We start from the raw sequence: 16,258 nt of genomic DNA, 5'->3' as shown, positions 1-16,258 counted from the left end.
TATCCGACCCTTCTGACCCTACCGTTGGCCAGTGACGCCCTTGCCATTCGGACTATCTTCCCCCTCAGTCGGGGTGATCTCACTTTTTTGCAAGTGAGCGGGTTTGCCAGCTTTGCTGGGCAAACAAAAACGGAGCCCGTAAGGCTCCGAAAATAAAGTGATAATTCTTATATTGAATACTTTAGAAAAAGTACTTCAAGCGCATACGCAGCCCCTTATCGTCTTCACCGTCCACATTGTACTGACCTACTCCCATCGTTACGTTTTTCTCTTTAGCCGTAGACTGATATCCGCCGACATATATTGAAAAGTCTTCCACATCGAACACATTGCTGAACTTATAAGAAGCATAAATACTGCTAACTTCTACATCTCCAACAAAGGTTCCGCCAGTTTCAATAGCAGAAATTTCATTTTCAGCTGCAATATAACCAAGACCGAATCCGGCATAACCAGCACTGATACCATAAGTGACGTTCTCTTCATCAACCGCATCCATTGCTGAATAACTCAAATTAACATAGAAGTCACCATCAGAATAGTTACCTGTCACGCCATAGCCGGTGCGGTCAAGAATATCGACCTGCTTACCATTAACGGTTATCACTGCGGAATCACTCACAAGGTTTTTCTCGAGTCCTGCAGCAACCTTAAAGTTACCAGCCTGGTAGGCAACAACCGGACGCACAATAAAGACATCATTTCCTGATTGCACATTTTTACCATGATATTGTCCGTCGTCGAAAATATCTGTACCATCACCGATTTTTACTGCAACTTCCACATACAAGTTATCAAACGAGTGACTGTACATCAGCTGTCCGTTATCACCGCGGCCCCGAGCCTCCTTCGCTCTATACATGTACGGCTGGGAATCTGAAACCACACCGTCTCCGGAATCTGCATAGTGATCAAGGAAAGTATCCTGACCCGCCGGGAAAAGATCGTAGGCTTCAAAGTGACCGATTTTAAACTCACCACCTTCATTACTTGCAATAGCAAACCAGACATCGTCGACAAACAGGCCACCATCAGCACCATAACCGGGTGATACCTTTGACTTAAAGGTGTAACCATTAATCGTCCGTTCCCCCTTAAAGTCAAACAGGATTCGGCCTGTTTGATCAAGTTGGAAATCATTCTCGGCATCAGCAATGTCATCTGATTTATGATTTTGATAGTTAATGTCGAATTCCACATCACCATCAATCGAAAATTTACCACGTTCACCGTCAATAGAAACGATACCTGCGTTTGCAGATATTGCTGACGAAACAAGTAGTGCTGTTAGGCTTAATTTACCAATACCATTAAATTTCATATATACTCCATTGTATTTTTTTAGATGCAAATTCCCTTTGCTGCCATATTATGAACAGGCAATATTTTTACCTTTTACTTAAAGATATGACAAGGACAGGTTCAAGTTAACCAACTCTGAAATAGTAATCAAACCGAGTTCAAACCACAGATCACCAAACCTTACCTTTTAACTGTAAATTGTTTGTGTTTTTTCATTCCCAGCCACCATTTTTCATTAATAAAACACGTAAAATTCTTGTAAGAAGCTAAGATTAAAAATATTATTGATTTAAAAGCACCGTTTCGGCAGTAGCTGATTACAAAACCAAGATCACGAAATCTTACTTTTCAGTACATAAATAAGAGGTGATAGATGAATGACGAACCAACTCTCAAGTCGGAAAACAACAACCTGACGACTAATGATCACAATGGACCCCCGCTAGATGGTGAAACTGAATTAAGCTTTGAATCGCGTAAGCCCTTTTACATGAACAAATATCATTGGCACCAGCAAATAGAAGTTAATGTGATCTATAAAGGGACTGTCGAATACATATTTAATAATGGCAACATTCAAATAAAAGCTGGAGAGATGGTGTTGTTTTGGGCGGTGGCCCCCCACCGGGTCAACAAAGTAAGTGAAGATGCGCTTATGGAAATCATTAATATACCTTTAAACATGTTCTTAAGCAGGGTCTTACCAGAGAGGTTTGTACAACAGGTCATGCATGGAGGCGTCATTCAGTCCGGCACCGAAGGTATTGTCAGTATTGACGAAAGTAATCGCTGGTTAAAGTGTTACCAAGAAAATGATGAAACCCGAATCGGCATCGTGCAGGATGAAATATTTTTAATGTTGCGACGTCTATGTTTCTATGATTATCAAGTTGAAATGTTTAGCTTTTTACGTGATGTTACTTTACATAAGGCCAATTATACTGGTTATAAAAATGTCCAGTTAATGCTTGATTATATTGCTAATAATCACAACACGGATATTAAAGTTGACGATATTGCTGCTTATGTAAAACTTCACCCTAAATACGCTATGAGTTTATTCAAAAATATGCTTAGTGTTTCGATAAAACAGTATTTGATTATTATGCGTATCAACCACGCTAAAGTGTTGCTGGGCAATACCCGAAACCCTATCAAGAATATAGCCACAAATAGCGGTTTTAAACATCCAAGCTCATTTTTTGCAGCTTTTAAAAAACATACAGATATTACTCCACAGGAGTTTAGAGAGCAAAGCCAGAACAATCATATATGACGGTATCATATCAATAACTATCGTTTTTCTTATTGATATTCTTTCAATATGTTACAGCTGACTAAATTTAGGATGGTAAACCGGAGGATGTAGATTCATCGGTTTCATTGGTTACATGATGGTGCGGTATTAACATGATGCCGAACGGTACTGTCAACTTAACAACACCTATATCAATTGTGCGATAATCTGCTGATGAAAAATTCAAATCTCTATGCAGGTTATCGTTATCCTGCCCAAATCATCAGCCATGCCGTTTGGCTTTATCATCGTTTCACATTGAGTTTTCGTGACATTGAAGAATTACTCGCAGCTAGAGGTATCATTGTCAGTTATGAAACGATCCGCCAGTGGTGCAAGAAATACGGAAATATCTATTGTAACCAGATCAAAAAGAAGCGTGGCCAACTTGGTGATACTTGGTATATAGATGAGGTTTTTATTAAAATAAATGGGGTATTACATTATCTGTGGCGAGCGGTAGATCAAGACGGTGATGAAATAGATGTTTTAGTACAAAAGCGCAAAGATAAAGGCGCTGCCATGCGTTTCTTTAAGCGGTTATTAAAAGGGCAGGGAGTGATGCCGTTGAAGATTGTGACGGATAAATTAGCAAGTTACTCCGCTGCAAAAAAAGAATTAATACCAAGTACTGAGCACTCAACAGTGCAGTATGAAAACAATGGATGTGAGTTATCACATCAGCCTACTCGGCAACAGGAAAGGCAAATGCGGAGGTTTAAATCCCATGGACAAGCACAACGTTTTTTGAGTTGCCATGGAGTAGTAAACAACTTGTTTCGACTTGTAAAACAGAAGTATTGGTATTTTATTTTCATCTCGTTATTTAAGTTATATTTTTTAGGCTTTGGAAAGTGGATTTAACATCATTATTCCCATCATATGAATTAACAAACTGAGGCTGTTTGATGAGTATTTTTTTATTGGTTTTGGAATATTTACTTTCTTTATCGCTAAGGTATCTAATGCTATTTCTTGTTCATACTCTTTTAGTTTTTTAACTCGGTTTTCTTTATGAATTGTTTTAATTGATGCCTCATCAGGATGAATAAGCTCTAAACGTACGTGACCTCTGCCCGTTGCTCCCGTCTTCGTTGCTCGCTTCCCTTTCTTAGTTTTAATATTTCTATAAACCACTTCCCATTCATCAAGAATTGCACTTTGCTCGATGGTATAAGTGATCGCTCGCCAGTAACTCTTAGGGATGATATTTTCAAACGCGTTTAAAAAGTACTCTAAGTCTTCAGGCCAATTGAAACTAATGCCAGACTGATTTCTACATTGGTTTCGTAATGCGTACTCTAGCATATTGATAATGCGCTCTTTATTTTTGTTTTCTTTATTATTTTCTTTAAATTTAGTACGCATGTTGATGATTATCTTATCTAGAAAAGCGAGTTCTTTACTGCTCGGTGGTTTTCCTTGAAGCAATGATGAAGGACTGGAGTGCCGGGGTGCGGGGTTATTTCTTTTCGTTTTTATAGTTTGAATATGCTTAGCGTTGGCTATCCAGCGATTAATCATCTTAATGTTGATATTAAATTCAATTGCTAAGAGTTCAGGTGCATAACCTTGTTCTATTTTTTTGAGAATATCGTAACAGAGCATAATGCTTATTTGCTTGTTTTGAGCCTCATCTTGTTGTTTCGCCTTAAATTTTGTTGCTTCAAGTAACTTAGGCTCCAACTTATCTATCTTTAGTTTTACATTCAATTCATCATAGCAATGATCTATTCGTACTGAATTTGAGTGAGTATCTTGTAGACTGGAGAAGTGCCTACGGCTTGTTAAACTAAAAGCTCGATTCTCTTGTGGTGTGATGCTATACGTTGTTTTAGATAGCTTGTAGGCAACTATCCAATCACAAAAGTGAAAGTAATTACTAAAGCAGGTAACAGGAGTTGCATGACCATCAAAGCTTGCAATGCCGTAGTACTTATTACGTAATGATTGACCGCAGATAAGTTGTGTAATTGCTTGGCTTTGCTCTTTTGAGTAAGGCACGGCATTTGGGAGTAGGGCATATGCATCATCAACTTCAACCATTAGCTGTATACGGCTGATGCAGCTATGTCTTAGATGATGGAATACCAAGAAATCTAGTTGTGATAGGTGGCGCAAGATCCCGGAGATGGTGCTTGAAACATAGAGTTCATCAAAAGGCGTGTAAATATCAGAGCCTAATGTAAAAGCAAGATTATTATCCGCCATTGATAATATGCGCTTGCGTGCAATACAGTCACGAACAAGTTTATTTTCACTCTCTGTCAGCAATGGGTACAGTGGCACCTTTCTTAAGGAGGCTGGTTTCTTATTGTTACCAATTTTATTACTGCGAATTTGCATCCAGCCAATCTCTGACTTTTCAATGAAATTGAGAGTTAATTTTCTTATTTCACCAATGCGTAGGTTGCAACGGAAGCTGAGAATGGCAATGCATTTTAATGTGTCTTTATTGTCATTACTTAAGTTGTTCAAGTTATCTATTTCTTGCAAGGTAGCCTTGAAAAGCACCTCGTCAACAAATCCTGCGCGGGTATGGTTAGATTGGTCTGAATTATTGTTAATAGGTTCAAGTAAAGCTGGAAATCCAAATTGTGATACGCAAAATCCATGCAAGTCGCTAATACGCTTTGTGAGGCTTTGCTTAATTTTTTCTCTAGGCGTCTTTTCAATTATTTCAGTATATATCTGAGCTATTTGGCAGTGGGTCATGACCTCGACATTTTCGCCTTCAAATGCAAACAGCCAGCGACGCGTTAATAGTGAGTGATAGTTTGCAATTGTTTTAGGCCCACATGTTGTACTTAGCTTATGTATATACCAATTTAATATTGCTTTTTGTGCTATTGGAAGGGATAACTCTGTAATACTTAATAGTGCTTTTTTGAGTGTTTTCTTGGAACGTTTTTGTTTTGATGATGCTTTTTTTAAGGCAACTTTTAGTCGATGAAATAGGTCGCTATTTGTGCTTTGATTATGATGAATAGTAGTAGATACCTCGACTGGTGTGTCACTTGTATTGGCGCTTGGCTCAAATATTCCTTGAGCAACTAAATTGGTGTCAATTCTTGCTAGGTTTTCTAATGGTAAAGAATAGGACTTAGTACGCCCTGATATATACTCTGATAGTGCCTGATTAATGTTAACACCCTCAGTTCGCTCAACAATATAGCTTGCCACTTTACTTAGTTTTTTCAGTGTGTCAGGGAAATATTCTAAATCCTTATCCATACCTAATATGAGTTGATTATAAAGGGCCCAGTGAAATGTAGGAGGCTTCCAGCTTTGTATGTCTAATGATTGCCATTGTTTGATTAGTCCTAACGTGAAAGGCGACAGATAACACTGGCTTTGTGTTGTGCTATTCCCGGCCTCATCGTAAACATTTGTATTAAAACCAGGTGCTTTATAGCTTAATGTAACTAATGGCAGACCACCTGCATTAACGATGGTTAAAGGTAATATGAGTTGTTTTGAAAATGCAATAATCAGTGGATAACTACAATGACCAGAGTGGCACATGAAAGAAAGTACTAATGCTTGAAAATGCTGTTCAACGGTTTTTTCTGCTTCTGGCTGCGTGATAAAATTCTCATACCAACCACGGTATTCTTGTTCAAATACCCAGGCTGTGCGTACCCAGTTTATATTTTTTGTTTGCTTCTCAGGTTTAGCGGTAAATAAATAAGCGGGGGCGCTTACTTGCCAATTATGTTTTTTCCGATATTTCTCAACAGTATTAACAGCGCGATTAAATGCGAGTTTAAAGTCACGCGCCTCACCAAATGTTTTACGAAGCATGTCTTCCATTTTTTCCCATTGAGGCAGGAATTCAACTTGTCGAAGTGGGCGCTCGACAGGCAGGAAGTCATCAACGATTTTACTGGCTTTTGCTAATACACGACGTATCTCATCATTTCTGTTTTTCTTTCTCGCTTTAACGCCAATCTCTTTAGACATATGCTACCTCCTGAACTCCAATTCGAAGCAGTAGGTCTTCAATAAAGAGGGATATTTCTCTTAAGTCTTCAATGCCAATGCTGCTAAATTGTGAGAAAGCAGTTTGGCTAATACTTGTGTGACCCATCCATGCATCCATTAAATCAGGTGCAACTTTGCTCTTATGTAAAAGCGTTCTTAATTGATGACGATGCCAGTTAGGCGGTAGTGGGAAGTAATCAAATTGTAGAATAATCGTTTCTGGCGTTGATTCTTCGAATAATTTTTCACTGGCTTGGGTATTGCGGTAGAAAAATAGATGCTCTCGGCTGTTTAAGATTTTTTGGTAGCGTTTACTTAATTGAGGGTTTGTATTCTTAAAATAGCGTGCGGCCTGTGATACGAATGTTAAATATTGTTCAACTATTTTTACTGTCAGTGGCGGAATAATAACAATACGGCCTGATCCTATCGCTAACGAATCCTTATCTGCAATGTAATATTCACCAGAAAAAAGGTTTAAATCAGATTTCTTACCTAGCCATCCTGTTACTGGCCGATAACCAGAAGATAACCCCATAACCATCTGTGTATATGATGTGATCAAATCATGGTGGTCAGCTGTAAACCAGTAGCTCTTGTTTGATGTACTTTTATTGATACGTGTAATTAACTTATTCATTAAGCTAGAAAGGATATCTTCAGACACATCTAGAGCAGAGCCGAGTTGCCTATTATCTCTCACTCCTTTTATCTTTGGCAACTTTTTCATTGAGATAGTGGGACGAGAAATAGAAAGTGTAGGTGATATTTTATAAAGATATTCAACAAAATTATTAAAGGCGTTACTCAGGGCTTCAATATCGATATGGGTATATGAAAGGGCTGGTAATTTTTGTACATCAGGATCTGATATTAGTTGTGTTAATACGGGATCAACGCCTACCTGTTTTTGGTGATGGCTTAAAAATCCGCTAATTTTATTTAATGTTAAGTGCGTGTGGTGTTGCTTATTAATAAGAGACAAGACAGCTGAAAGGTCTTCCTTGCTGACTTGCTTTAAAAGCTTTGTATCTTTTAGATAGCGTGGAAATGTAATGTCGAAATACTTACTGACATCAGGTAAATAAAGCGCAACTTCAGGGCGTTGCTTTTGAGATGGAATGGCATGCTTTCGGGTAAGCGTACTATTTCCGTTTTTGAGGGTAAATTTTGTGTCAATAATTTGCTGGTGGCTATTGCCTAAACACAGCATCAGTATGAGGCATTTCACAACTGGTTTTTGCTCTTCAGCTGAAGAGTAATAGTGATTTTCACAATAAGTTAATAGTTGGTGTATCTCAAACTCTGTTGCTTGATTGATATTGCAGGAGGAGGATATTTTGTTCTGGATGATATGATCTGAAATTGCCTTTGCTTGTACAGCCTGAGCACCATAATGAGAGGGTGAGTGATGAGTCGCTGGCTCTTTTACAGTGACGACAACCAGCTTTTTATCGATACCTAGGTTTTCTTCTTTTTCCCATTTTTCAGTCACCTTTTTCTGACTTGAAAATACTTTAACCTCGATGTTGTTTTCGCCCTCTAATTCAGCATCTTCATACGTCATTTCAAGCATTGCATGTCGGCTGGTGAATTCTCGAGGTTTTCCGTTTTTTTCTATACCCTGCTTATCTTCAGAACAATTGCTTAAAGGGGTATGGTAATGAGCCAATTGTGCATCGATTGCTTTAGTGAGTTTTTCCGATAAGTCACTGTTAGGTAAACTTCCTCGTGCCGCTTCAAAATCAATAATCAGATCTGGTAGATAACGATTACCCACTTTGTTAAGTCTAGGCAAGTGTGGGGCAAGGTTTTCTCTGCTCCCGCGAGCATATAGCCTTATTTCATCGCAAGCTCGCTTAATTAGCCCCTGGGTACTTCCCATAAAAATTAGCTTAATCGCGACAGAAAGCATTAGGGCTTTGTATTGATCAAATTGTTCTATGTTATAAGACGCTCTGACAGGCTCAGAAGCTAACATTGCCGGTAAATAATGAGTCTCCAGCCATCCTTTACATCGACTTAATAATTCTTTTTTTGTGCAAGGTGTACATGACGAATATTCCCTTAGCTTTTCTTGCAGTAGAATATCTTCATCAAAACTAATTTTTAAAGCAGGAGATAGAAGCTGAGTTAGTCGTATAACTTCATATGAAATACAAGATAAGGCATCTTTTTCGAATGAAGCAGGAAATAGCGTCATAAAGAATATTTCAATATTCTCTTTTTCAAACCGTGCTTTAACATCATCTTCTGTCATTGATAATCCTCATTCTTATGGTATCTTTTTAGTTAGAAGTGTTAATATTGTTGAAAACGTAATTTGGATAAAAAATGATTAAGCGTAAAAAAGAAAATATCGAGTTAAAAAATCAAATATATCGTACCGTTGCTAGTTCTACAGCAATTGAAACGGGCGAGTCTATTCGAGTACTCGAGAAAAAATTGAAAAATAAAGAAAGTAAGTTTAACTGGGTGACTTTGGCTTAAGCACATCACCTATTAATCTTTCCATATGTTGGTAATCTCCTGCAACACCCGCTTGGATAGCTTTAAAATAAAACATTTTATTTTCATCCCAAAGGTCGTAATTTAAAAGTGAAAAGCCAGCCTTGTCTGCAATCACATCCAGTAACAATCGTGCAATTCGACCATTACCTTCTCGAAACGGATGGATCAAAATAAACTCCACATGTGTTTTTGCTAAAAATTGAATAATGGATTCTTCACTCATATTCGGCAAATCATTGAACTTCTTGAGTAGTGATTTTTCAAAGTTATCTAATAGGCTAGGAATTTGCCTAGCGCCCGCAAAATCAAAGTTTCCTTTTCTCATATTTACCGTTCTTACTGTACCTGCCCACTCATAGATATTACCCAACCATTTTCGATGCCATTCAGTAATATCTGCAATCATTAAAGAGTTTAATTGAGACTTTGAGTCATCAAACAAATACTGGTATAGCTGAACAAGTAGAAGGCTCTCAACTTCGTTTATTTCAGTTTCAGTATTGATACCGAGTAAATTTTTAAGAACCCTAGAGTTAGATCCGACTTGGAACTCACCTTCTGATGAATTCACTTCATATTTTCTAGTCATCTATGGTACCTAGTGAAGGGGTCGTTAATCTAAGCCGAGTAAATTCGGTCAAACATACCTGAACCTAAATTTTGAATACAACTAACCTATCCAATTATGCGAAGAAACGATCGCGAAAAGTTCTGTCATCTTGAAATACCTATTCTCTACTTAATTGTGTAAGTCAATTATGAACAGGCTTTGTAATTCGTTATTTTTTTCATTCCTTACTGGTCCAAATTACAATTATTCAGTGGGATGTAATAATGAGTTAATTGAGTACCAATTGTTTTAGCGATCTTTGCGGATAAATTACTATCATGTAAATTATCTCGTGTAGCTTCAAAGTCGTTAATCAGGCATGTTAAATTGCGATTATCCATTTTGTTAAGTCTAGGCAAGTGTGGGGCAAGGTTTTCTCTTCGTCCTTCTGCATACAGTCTTATTTCATCGCAAGCTCGCTTAATTAATCCCTGAGAACTCCCCATAAAAATTAATTTAATCGCGACAGACAACATTAATGCTTTGTATTGATCAAACTGCTCTAGGTTATATGAAGCCCTGACTGGGGTAGCAGCTAGCATCGCAGGTAAATAGTTAATCTCTAAGCTACCTTTGCATCGCGCGAATAAAGTTTCTTTTGTACAGGGCTTAAACTGTGAATATTCTATTAACTTTTCTTGGAGTAAAAGATCTTCATCAAAACTTACTTTTAAAGCAGGAGATAGAAGATGAGTTAACCGCATTACTTCTTGTGAAATACAAGATAAAGCGTCCTTTTCAAATGAATTAGGAAACAGAGTCATAATAAGTATTTCAATGTTCTCTTTTTCAAGCCTTGGTTTAATGTCATGTTCTGTCATTGTTAATCCTCATTTTTTCGAGAGACACTTTAAGTTAGAAGTGCGAATATAGTTGAAAGTTTAATTTGGTAAAACAAATCCATTTTCGAATGAATTTTCCTGATTTTTTGGACCATATACGATCCCTTTTCGAACTATTTATGGGGCTGATTATTCATAAGTTAAAATCTTAAGTTTTACTTATAAAGTAGCTCTCTCCTCATTTCTTTTAAAATATCATCTTTGTTGATGCTTTCACTGCATTCATTTTCTTCTCTAATTGTACTTCTCTGGTTAGCAATAGTGCCACGACATATCGATGTTAATTCTGCTAATTTAGGCTCGGATAAATGACCTGAGCCATAAAGTGTTTTCATAAGATCGGTTGGAATTTTTGTATTGCTTTGATTCATAAAATGGCCAAGTGATTTCATATCAATTGACGAGTAAATTTTTTCAATGACACCAGACCAAGCCATTTCTGTAATCTCACTTTTTGGTAGTGCAGGTGAATAAATCAGAACATTAATAGAAGAATAATCAATTTTTGTTAGATCAAAAGCGGAGTGTTCGAAGCCTGACATTATTTGAATAGAAGTGTTATTTTCGATTGCATGTAGCGTCATTGACTTAGAAAAAAACTTAGTCGATAAGGTGGGAAGCTTTTCAATGTTGAATAATTTTTCCAGTGAGATGAAAAATTCAAATGCAATAGTTGCACCTTCATGAATCTCAAAAGTTAGATTTTTCTTCTTGTTCGCACCTAGAATTTTGACCATATAGCACCACTTAAATTGCCATTTTAGTATAAATACTATACGATCTATTGTGACCAAAAACAAAGAAAATACCGTAATAATAGGTGTTTTGTGATGTTAAATGGTGTTAATTATTTTCTCAAAAGTTATCTTCAATTATATGTTTTAAATGAAGTTATTGTTTTATTAGGATATTTTATCTTAAAAACAAAAACTAGGGGGTAAGCCTTCCAAGCTGATAATTTTTAATAAACAGTTACCTATTTTTCTTGCTTCTAGGTGGTGCTTGGTGGCAACTCAATGGTTTATGTTTTGCATTTTCCATTATATTTTCATCGACAAATTTGTAATAGCCTTCTTTCAAGAGCTCCCACCAACCATCAGAAACATCTGCACCATGCTTAATAACTATCTGTTCAATAGCATCTAAATTTATATGAGTTGCGTCATAAGCAATGTCTAGTAGGGCATCTTTAATATCAATTGTGACTGAATCAATGCCAAATGCTGCATCTATTTCAGTTATAATTTTCGTTCGATTTAGTTCTGTTAATCCTATTAATTGAATTTTTCTGTGCACTAAATTAACTTCTGTTACGCCGGCTCGATGATCTAAATTACTCATGTTAACCCCCTCTTTTTTGATTTTTATTTGGAAAATAATGTAAATATGCCTACTTAGGATCCTTATCATTATGGTGATGCTTTCCATGCATAAAGAAATGCATTAAAGGGCATAATAAAAGAATCGAAAAAGGTAAATACTCGAAAAAATACTGGTTATGTTTAGTCAGTAAATAGTAAGTTACGCCTGCTATTGCCATTATAACCACCCAAGATTTAGGCGTTAATAAGAGTGCTTTAATATTATTTATCATAATTTTTACCTCAATATTTATTTGGCCAGCATTTTTTCAAAGTTCACATTTGCAATATCATTTAATTGCCCAGCATTTTTTCAAAGTTCACATTTGCAATATCATTTAATTGCCCAGCACTTTTTAAAAGTTAAGATTTGCAATATCAATTACTCAACGACTAGATAACCCTTGTACATTTGCATTGAGCAGTGAAATACATACTTGCCCTTTTCCATAGGGGGGAGTGAAATTTCAGTGGTTTTGTTTAACGGTAATTCATCACTAATTTCAAAATCAGGGAAAATTAACGTAGCCGCACATGGGCTTGGATCTTTACGAATAAATTTAATAACACTCGGTGTGTTAGCTTTTAGAATAATATTCGATGGTTGATAAACACCGTCCTGCACCATTATATTTACTTCATCACCGATATTATTTGCTAATTTTTTTTGCTTATTATTTGGGGAGTAAAGCCAAAACCACCAAACAATGAAAGCAATTAAAACGATGCCTACAAAGTTAATAATTAACATAATTTTCTCCTAATGATCTTGTGCTTTAAATAAACGTAAACGATTTGCATTACTCACTACCGTTAACGATGAAAGAGCCATTGCAGCACCCGCAATAACAGGGCTAAGTAATAATCCAAAGAATGGGAATAAAATTCCCGCTGCAAAAGGAACACCCGCGACGTTATAAATAAAAGCACCAAATAGATTTTGTTTAATATTGCTTAAGGTAGCTTTGCTCACTGCGATTGCATCAGCAAGGCCATGTAACGAGCCTCGCATTAATGTTATATCTGAGCTTTCTATCGCTACATCAGTTCCTGTACCAATTGCAAAACCAACATTTGCAAGGGCAAGTGCTGGAGCATCATTAATGCCATCTCCAGTCATTCCTACTATTTCACCTTGAGCTTGTAATTCCGCTACTTTCTGTGATTTTTCTTCCGGTAGTACTTCAGCAAAAAATTCTGTAATACCTACTTTTTGTGCCACCGCTTTTGCCGTTGCTTGATTATCACCAGTGAGCATGATCACTCGAATACCATTTTTTTGTAAACGCTTGATAGCAGAAATTGAATCTTCTTTGATCGGATCGGAAACGGCGATAATCGCGGCTAGCTCACCATCAATAGCAAAAAACATCGGCGTTTTAGCTTCGCTTGCCATTTTTTGGCTAATATCAAGGCTTTCTTTATTGACATTAATACCTTGCTCACTCATTAGTTTGTAATTACCAAAAAATAAGCGTTTATCGAGCACAACACCTTCTACACCTTGGCCAGTAATGGCATTAAAATGTTCGACTTTATCTGTGCTTAACCCTTTTTCATTTGCCGACTCCACAATGGCTTGTGCTAATGGATGTTCAGAAGCAATTTCTAAACTTGCCACTAATTGTAATATCTGATCATCTACCATCGAATTAACACTGTGAACATCTGTAACTTTAGGTTTACCTAAGGTTATAGTGCCTGTTTTGTCCAAGACCATAGCTGTGATTTTTGAAGCACTCTGCAATGCTTCACCATTACGAATAAGCACACCTACTTCGGCTGCTTTTCCCACACCTACCATTACCGACATAGGCGTAGCAAGCCCTAACGCACATGGGCAGGCTATAATTAGTACTGTAGTTGCTGATACTACTGCAAAGGCAACACTTGGATCTGGGCCAAAGTTTAACCAGATTAAAGCACTGGTAATGGAAATAATCATAATGGTTGGCACAAAATAAGCGGAAATAATATCAGCTAAGCGTCCTATCGGGGGTTTAGAGTTTTGCGCCCGTTTGACCATATTAATTATTTGTGCGAGCGCTGTATCTTTACCAACACGTGTCGCCCGAAAAATAATAGATCCACTTTTATTAATGGTTCCGGCAACGATTTCATCACCTATTGATTTTTTTACCGGCATAGGCTCGCCCGTTAACATCGACTCGTCAATGGTTGTTTTGCCTTCGTCAACTTTGCCATCAACAGGAATGCGCTCACCTGGGCGCACGCGTACGAGATCATTTAATAACACTTGATCAATGTTAATATCAATATCTTTGCCATCACGAATAACGCGTGCCGTTTTCGGCTGTAAACCAATCAATCGTTGTATCGCTTCGCTAGTTCTGCCTCTCGCTTTAACTTCAAGCGCTAATCCTAAATTAATTAAACCGATGATCATTGCAGTCGCTTCAAAGTAGACATGTCGAGCCATCTCAGGTAACGCCAATGGGTAGATAACAACAACCATTGAATATAACCATGCAGTACCAGTTCCTAAGGCAATTAACGTATCCATATTCGCGTTATGATTAACAAAAGATCTCCATGCGCCGATATAAAAATGTTTACCTGCAAAATACATAACAGCGGCACAAACAAGGCCTATCAATAACCAAACTGCACGATCCATGGTTGAGTTGACTGTCATAGGCCCACCCATTAGGCCATATACCATTAATGGCACACCTAAACCTAAACCAAATTTCATTTGTGTCATGAGTTTCTGGTAATACTTTTGTTCTGCTTCCTCTTTTTCATCAAGTAGCTGTTCATCGCTAGCATTATCTGTACTTTTAGCGTTATAACCTGCGGATTGAACCGTTTTTATAATTATATCTTCTGAAACATCGCCAGTGACAGTTAGGGTTCGTAGCGCAAAATTCATTTGTGCTTGTTGAACATCAGGAAGGTCATTTAATGCTTTTTCTATCTTATTGACGCAACTTGCACAACTTGCCCCTTCTACAAGCAACTCTTGTGTTTGTACTTGGGAGGAGGCAGGACTCTTATCTTTTGATGATTTTTCCTGTGCAGGAAGGTTATTGTTCACTGTATCCTGTTGCGAGGGGGGAGTCGTTTTATAGCCTTTTTGTTCAATTAAAATCACAACGGATTTTAATGTTGCATCATAATCTGAACTGTCTTCAATGACAATTTCTGCACTTTCCGATGCAAAATCTACCTTTGCATTCACCTTTGTTATTGCATTTAGTTCTGTTTGTAATTTACTTGCACAACCTTTGCAGGCCATACCATAAATAGGCAGTTTGAGACTTGTAGGTAAAGACATGCTTGCTCCTTATTTCAGTTTGGACAGTGACTTTATTAAGAAGCTTAATCCTTACCCTTGAGGCAAGGTCAAGCTGATCCTGTAATAATTAGTGAACTCCATTTTTCAAAAATAATTTACATCTTTAATTAAGGCTTATTTATTATTTTAGGCTGAAACCCGTTATATCTTCACCTTTATGCCTAGAACCTGTTCACCTCACTACTTGCTGATTTTTGCATCTTGAATGATAACGGGTATATCAGGTGTATAGCATTGTTCTCTATCTTAAAAACCAAGTCAAAAATTGTAAATCAGACCTTATAATATGCTATTAATCTGAAAAACTAACAATATGACAAAATTGTAATGTTGTTGTCATGTTTTAGAAAGATGCTGTGGGGTAAGTTAGCATTCAGATAGGCTTGATGAAGATGTTATTTATTTTAATTACGTTGATTAAACACTGTCTAGGTTTTTGATAGCGCTATGCTGAAGAGGTTTTTGGGCGCGTAATGTTTATTATCCTGTATTATTAAATGGTCTTAAAATGTAACTAGAAATTGATAAATAAACCACTGGAAAATATTTATAAACAAAAGAGTACCAAAAAAGTACTATATAAAGCTTGACGTTACCACTAGGGAATAGGCTAGTATATATTTGTCCACTTAACGATAGACGGAACTATGAAACGATTTTTTACTTTAATTTTAATGCTGGTAACAATGTTCACTTTCACTCAGAAAGCAGCGGCGTTTGTGCATCTATTCGAGAGTAAAACGGATTCGATGGTTGACTGCAAAATGTCTATGGACTTAAGTGAATCAAGCATGGAAATGAGTAAAATCGATTGCGGTGGCAATGAAAGATCTCATACTATGAAATGCCAAAGTGATTGTGACTTTATGACGATGGTGACTGTGCTTTATTTTATATCGCATGAAAATACTGTTAATCAGCCTCTGTCACAACTTTCTTACAAAACTAGTATTACCGGTTCCCCTTATTACTTTTCTGAATCTTTATATAGACCACCTCTTTTAAATTAATTTTCTATTTAGTTTTAGCTTA

The 16,258-nt window shown here is 37.0% G+C and carries 14 protein-coding genes; 4 read left to right on the top strand and 10 right to left on the bottom strand.

Annotated features, from left to right (window positions below; all coding sequences use genetic code 11):
* Positions 1-181: 181 nt before the first annotated feature.
* Positions 182-1,321 carry a carbohydrate porin gene (locus MT390_RS02170; RefSeq protein WP_499439340.1) on the bottom strand — a complete coding sequence of 380 codons (1,140 nt, stop codon included), beginning with the start codon at positions 1,319-1,321 and terminating at the stop codon, positions 182-184.
* A 354-nt stretch (positions 1,322-1,675) separates the two neighbouring features.
* Here MT390_RS02170 and MT390_RS02165 point away from each other — a divergent pair, with 354 nt between their 5' ends.
* Together MT390_RS02165 and MT390_RS02160 are read left to right on the top strand one after the other, a co-directional pair.
* Positions 1,676-2,578: a helix-turn-helix domain-containing protein gene (locus MT390_RS02165; RefSeq protein WP_499439338.1), complete on the top strand. Its 903-nt coding sequence runs from the start codon at positions 1,676-1,678 to the stop codon at positions 2,576-2,578.
* Between the two features lie 195 nt (positions 2,579-2,773).
* Positions 2,774-3,463: an IS6 family transposase gene (locus MT390_RS02160; RefSeq protein ID WP_499439336.1), complete on the top strand. Its 690-nt coding sequence runs from the start codon at positions 2,774-2,776 to the stop codon at positions 3,461-3,463.
* Here MT390_RS02160 and MT390_RS02155 read toward each other — a convergent pair.
* Together MT390_RS02155 and MT390_RS02150 are read right to left on the bottom strand one after the other, a co-directional pair.
* Positions 3,440-6,562, bottom strand: a complete 3,123-nt coding sequence (locus tag MT390_RS02155) for a site-specific integrase (RefSeq protein WP_499439334.1) — start codon at positions 6,560-6,562, stop codon at positions 3,440-3,442. The two genes, MT390_RS02160 and MT390_RS02155, sit on opposite strands and share 24 nt — an antisense overlap.
* Positions 6,555-8,843, bottom strand: coding sequence for a hypothetical protein (locus tag MT390_RS02150; RefSeq protein ID WP_499439332.1), 2,289 nt, complete (start codon positions 8,841-8,843; stop codon positions 6,555-6,557). Before MT390_RS02150 ends, MT390_RS02155 begins: the two co-directional genes overlap by 8 nt.
* Positions 8,844-8,917: 74 nt before the next feature.
* Here MT390_RS02150 and MT390_RS02145 point away from each other — a divergent pair, with 74 nt between their 5' ends.
* The gene (locus MT390_RS02145; RefSeq protein WP_499439331.1) at positions 8,918-9,073 is read left to right on the top strand and encodes a hypothetical protein; all 156 of its coding nucleotides are present in this window, start codon (positions 8,918-8,920) and stop codon (positions 9,071-9,073) included.
* Here MT390_RS02145 and MT390_RS02140 read toward each other — a convergent pair.
* The 7 genes from MT390_RS02140 to MT390_RS02110 all read right to left on the bottom strand — a co-directional run bounded on the left by MT390_RS02140 (position 9,051) and on the right by MT390_RS02110 (position 15,205).
* Complete coding sequence (locus MT390_RS02140) at positions 9,051-9,683, bottom strand: Fic/DOC family protein (RefSeq protein ID WP_499439330.1); 633 nt, start codon at positions 9,681-9,683, stop codon at positions 9,051-9,053. The two genes, MT390_RS02145 and MT390_RS02140, sit on opposite strands and share 23 nt — an antisense overlap.
* 206 nt (positions 9,684-9,889) lie before the next feature.
* Entirely contained in the window at positions 9,890-10,525 is a 636-nt protein-coding gene (locus MT390_RS02135; RefSeq protein ID WP_499439328.1) for a hypothetical protein, read from the bottom strand.
* Between the two features lie 176 nt (positions 10,526-10,701).
* A complete protein-coding gene (locus MT390_RS02130; RefSeq protein ID WP_499439326.1) occupies positions 10,702-11,283 on the bottom strand; it encodes a hypothetical protein in 582 nt (193 codons plus the stop codon).
* Positions 11,284-11,518: 235 nt separating this feature from the next.
* Complete coding sequence (locus tag MT390_RS02125) at positions 11,519-11,887, bottom strand: hypothetical protein (protein ID WP_028868914.1); 369 nt, start codon at positions 11,885-11,887, stop codon at positions 11,519-11,521.
* A gap of 49 nt (positions 11,888-11,936) precedes the next feature.
* Positions 11,937-12,086 (bottom strand): DUF2933 domain-containing protein, encoded by a 150-nt coding sequence (locus MT390_RS02120; RefSeq protein ID WP_245600425.1) that lies wholly within the window; start codon positions 12,084-12,086, stop codon positions 11,937-11,939.
* Between the two features lie 203 nt (positions 12,087-12,289).
* A complete protein-coding gene (locus MT390_RS02115) occupies positions 12,290-12,658 on the bottom strand; it encodes a cupredoxin domain-containing protein (protein ID WP_028868912.1) in 369 nt (122 codons plus the stop codon).
* A gap of 9 nt (positions 12,659-12,667) precedes the next feature.
* Positions 12,668-15,205, bottom strand: coding sequence for a heavy metal translocating P-type ATPase (locus MT390_RS02110; RefSeq protein WP_028868911.1), 2,538 nt, complete (start codon positions 15,203-15,205; stop codon positions 12,668-12,670).
* Positions 15,206-15,912: 707 nt separating this feature from the next.
* Here MT390_RS02110 and MT390_RS02105 point away from each other — a divergent pair.
* Positions 15,913-16,236 (top strand): hypothetical protein, encoded by a 324-nt coding sequence (locus tag MT390_RS02105; protein ID WP_156916114.1) that lies wholly within the window; start codon positions 15,913-15,915, stop codon positions 16,234-16,236.
* The last annotated feature ends 22 nt before the right edge of the window (positions 16,237-16,258 follow it).

The sequence above is a fragment of the Vibrio sp. 2-Bac 85 genome (genome assembly GCF_037546705.1).
Taxonomy (GTDB): Bacteria; Pseudomonadota; Gammaproteobacteria; order Enterobacterales; family Psychromonadaceae; genus Psychromonas.
This window is presented reverse-complemented; position numbering and strand designations above follow the sequence as displayed.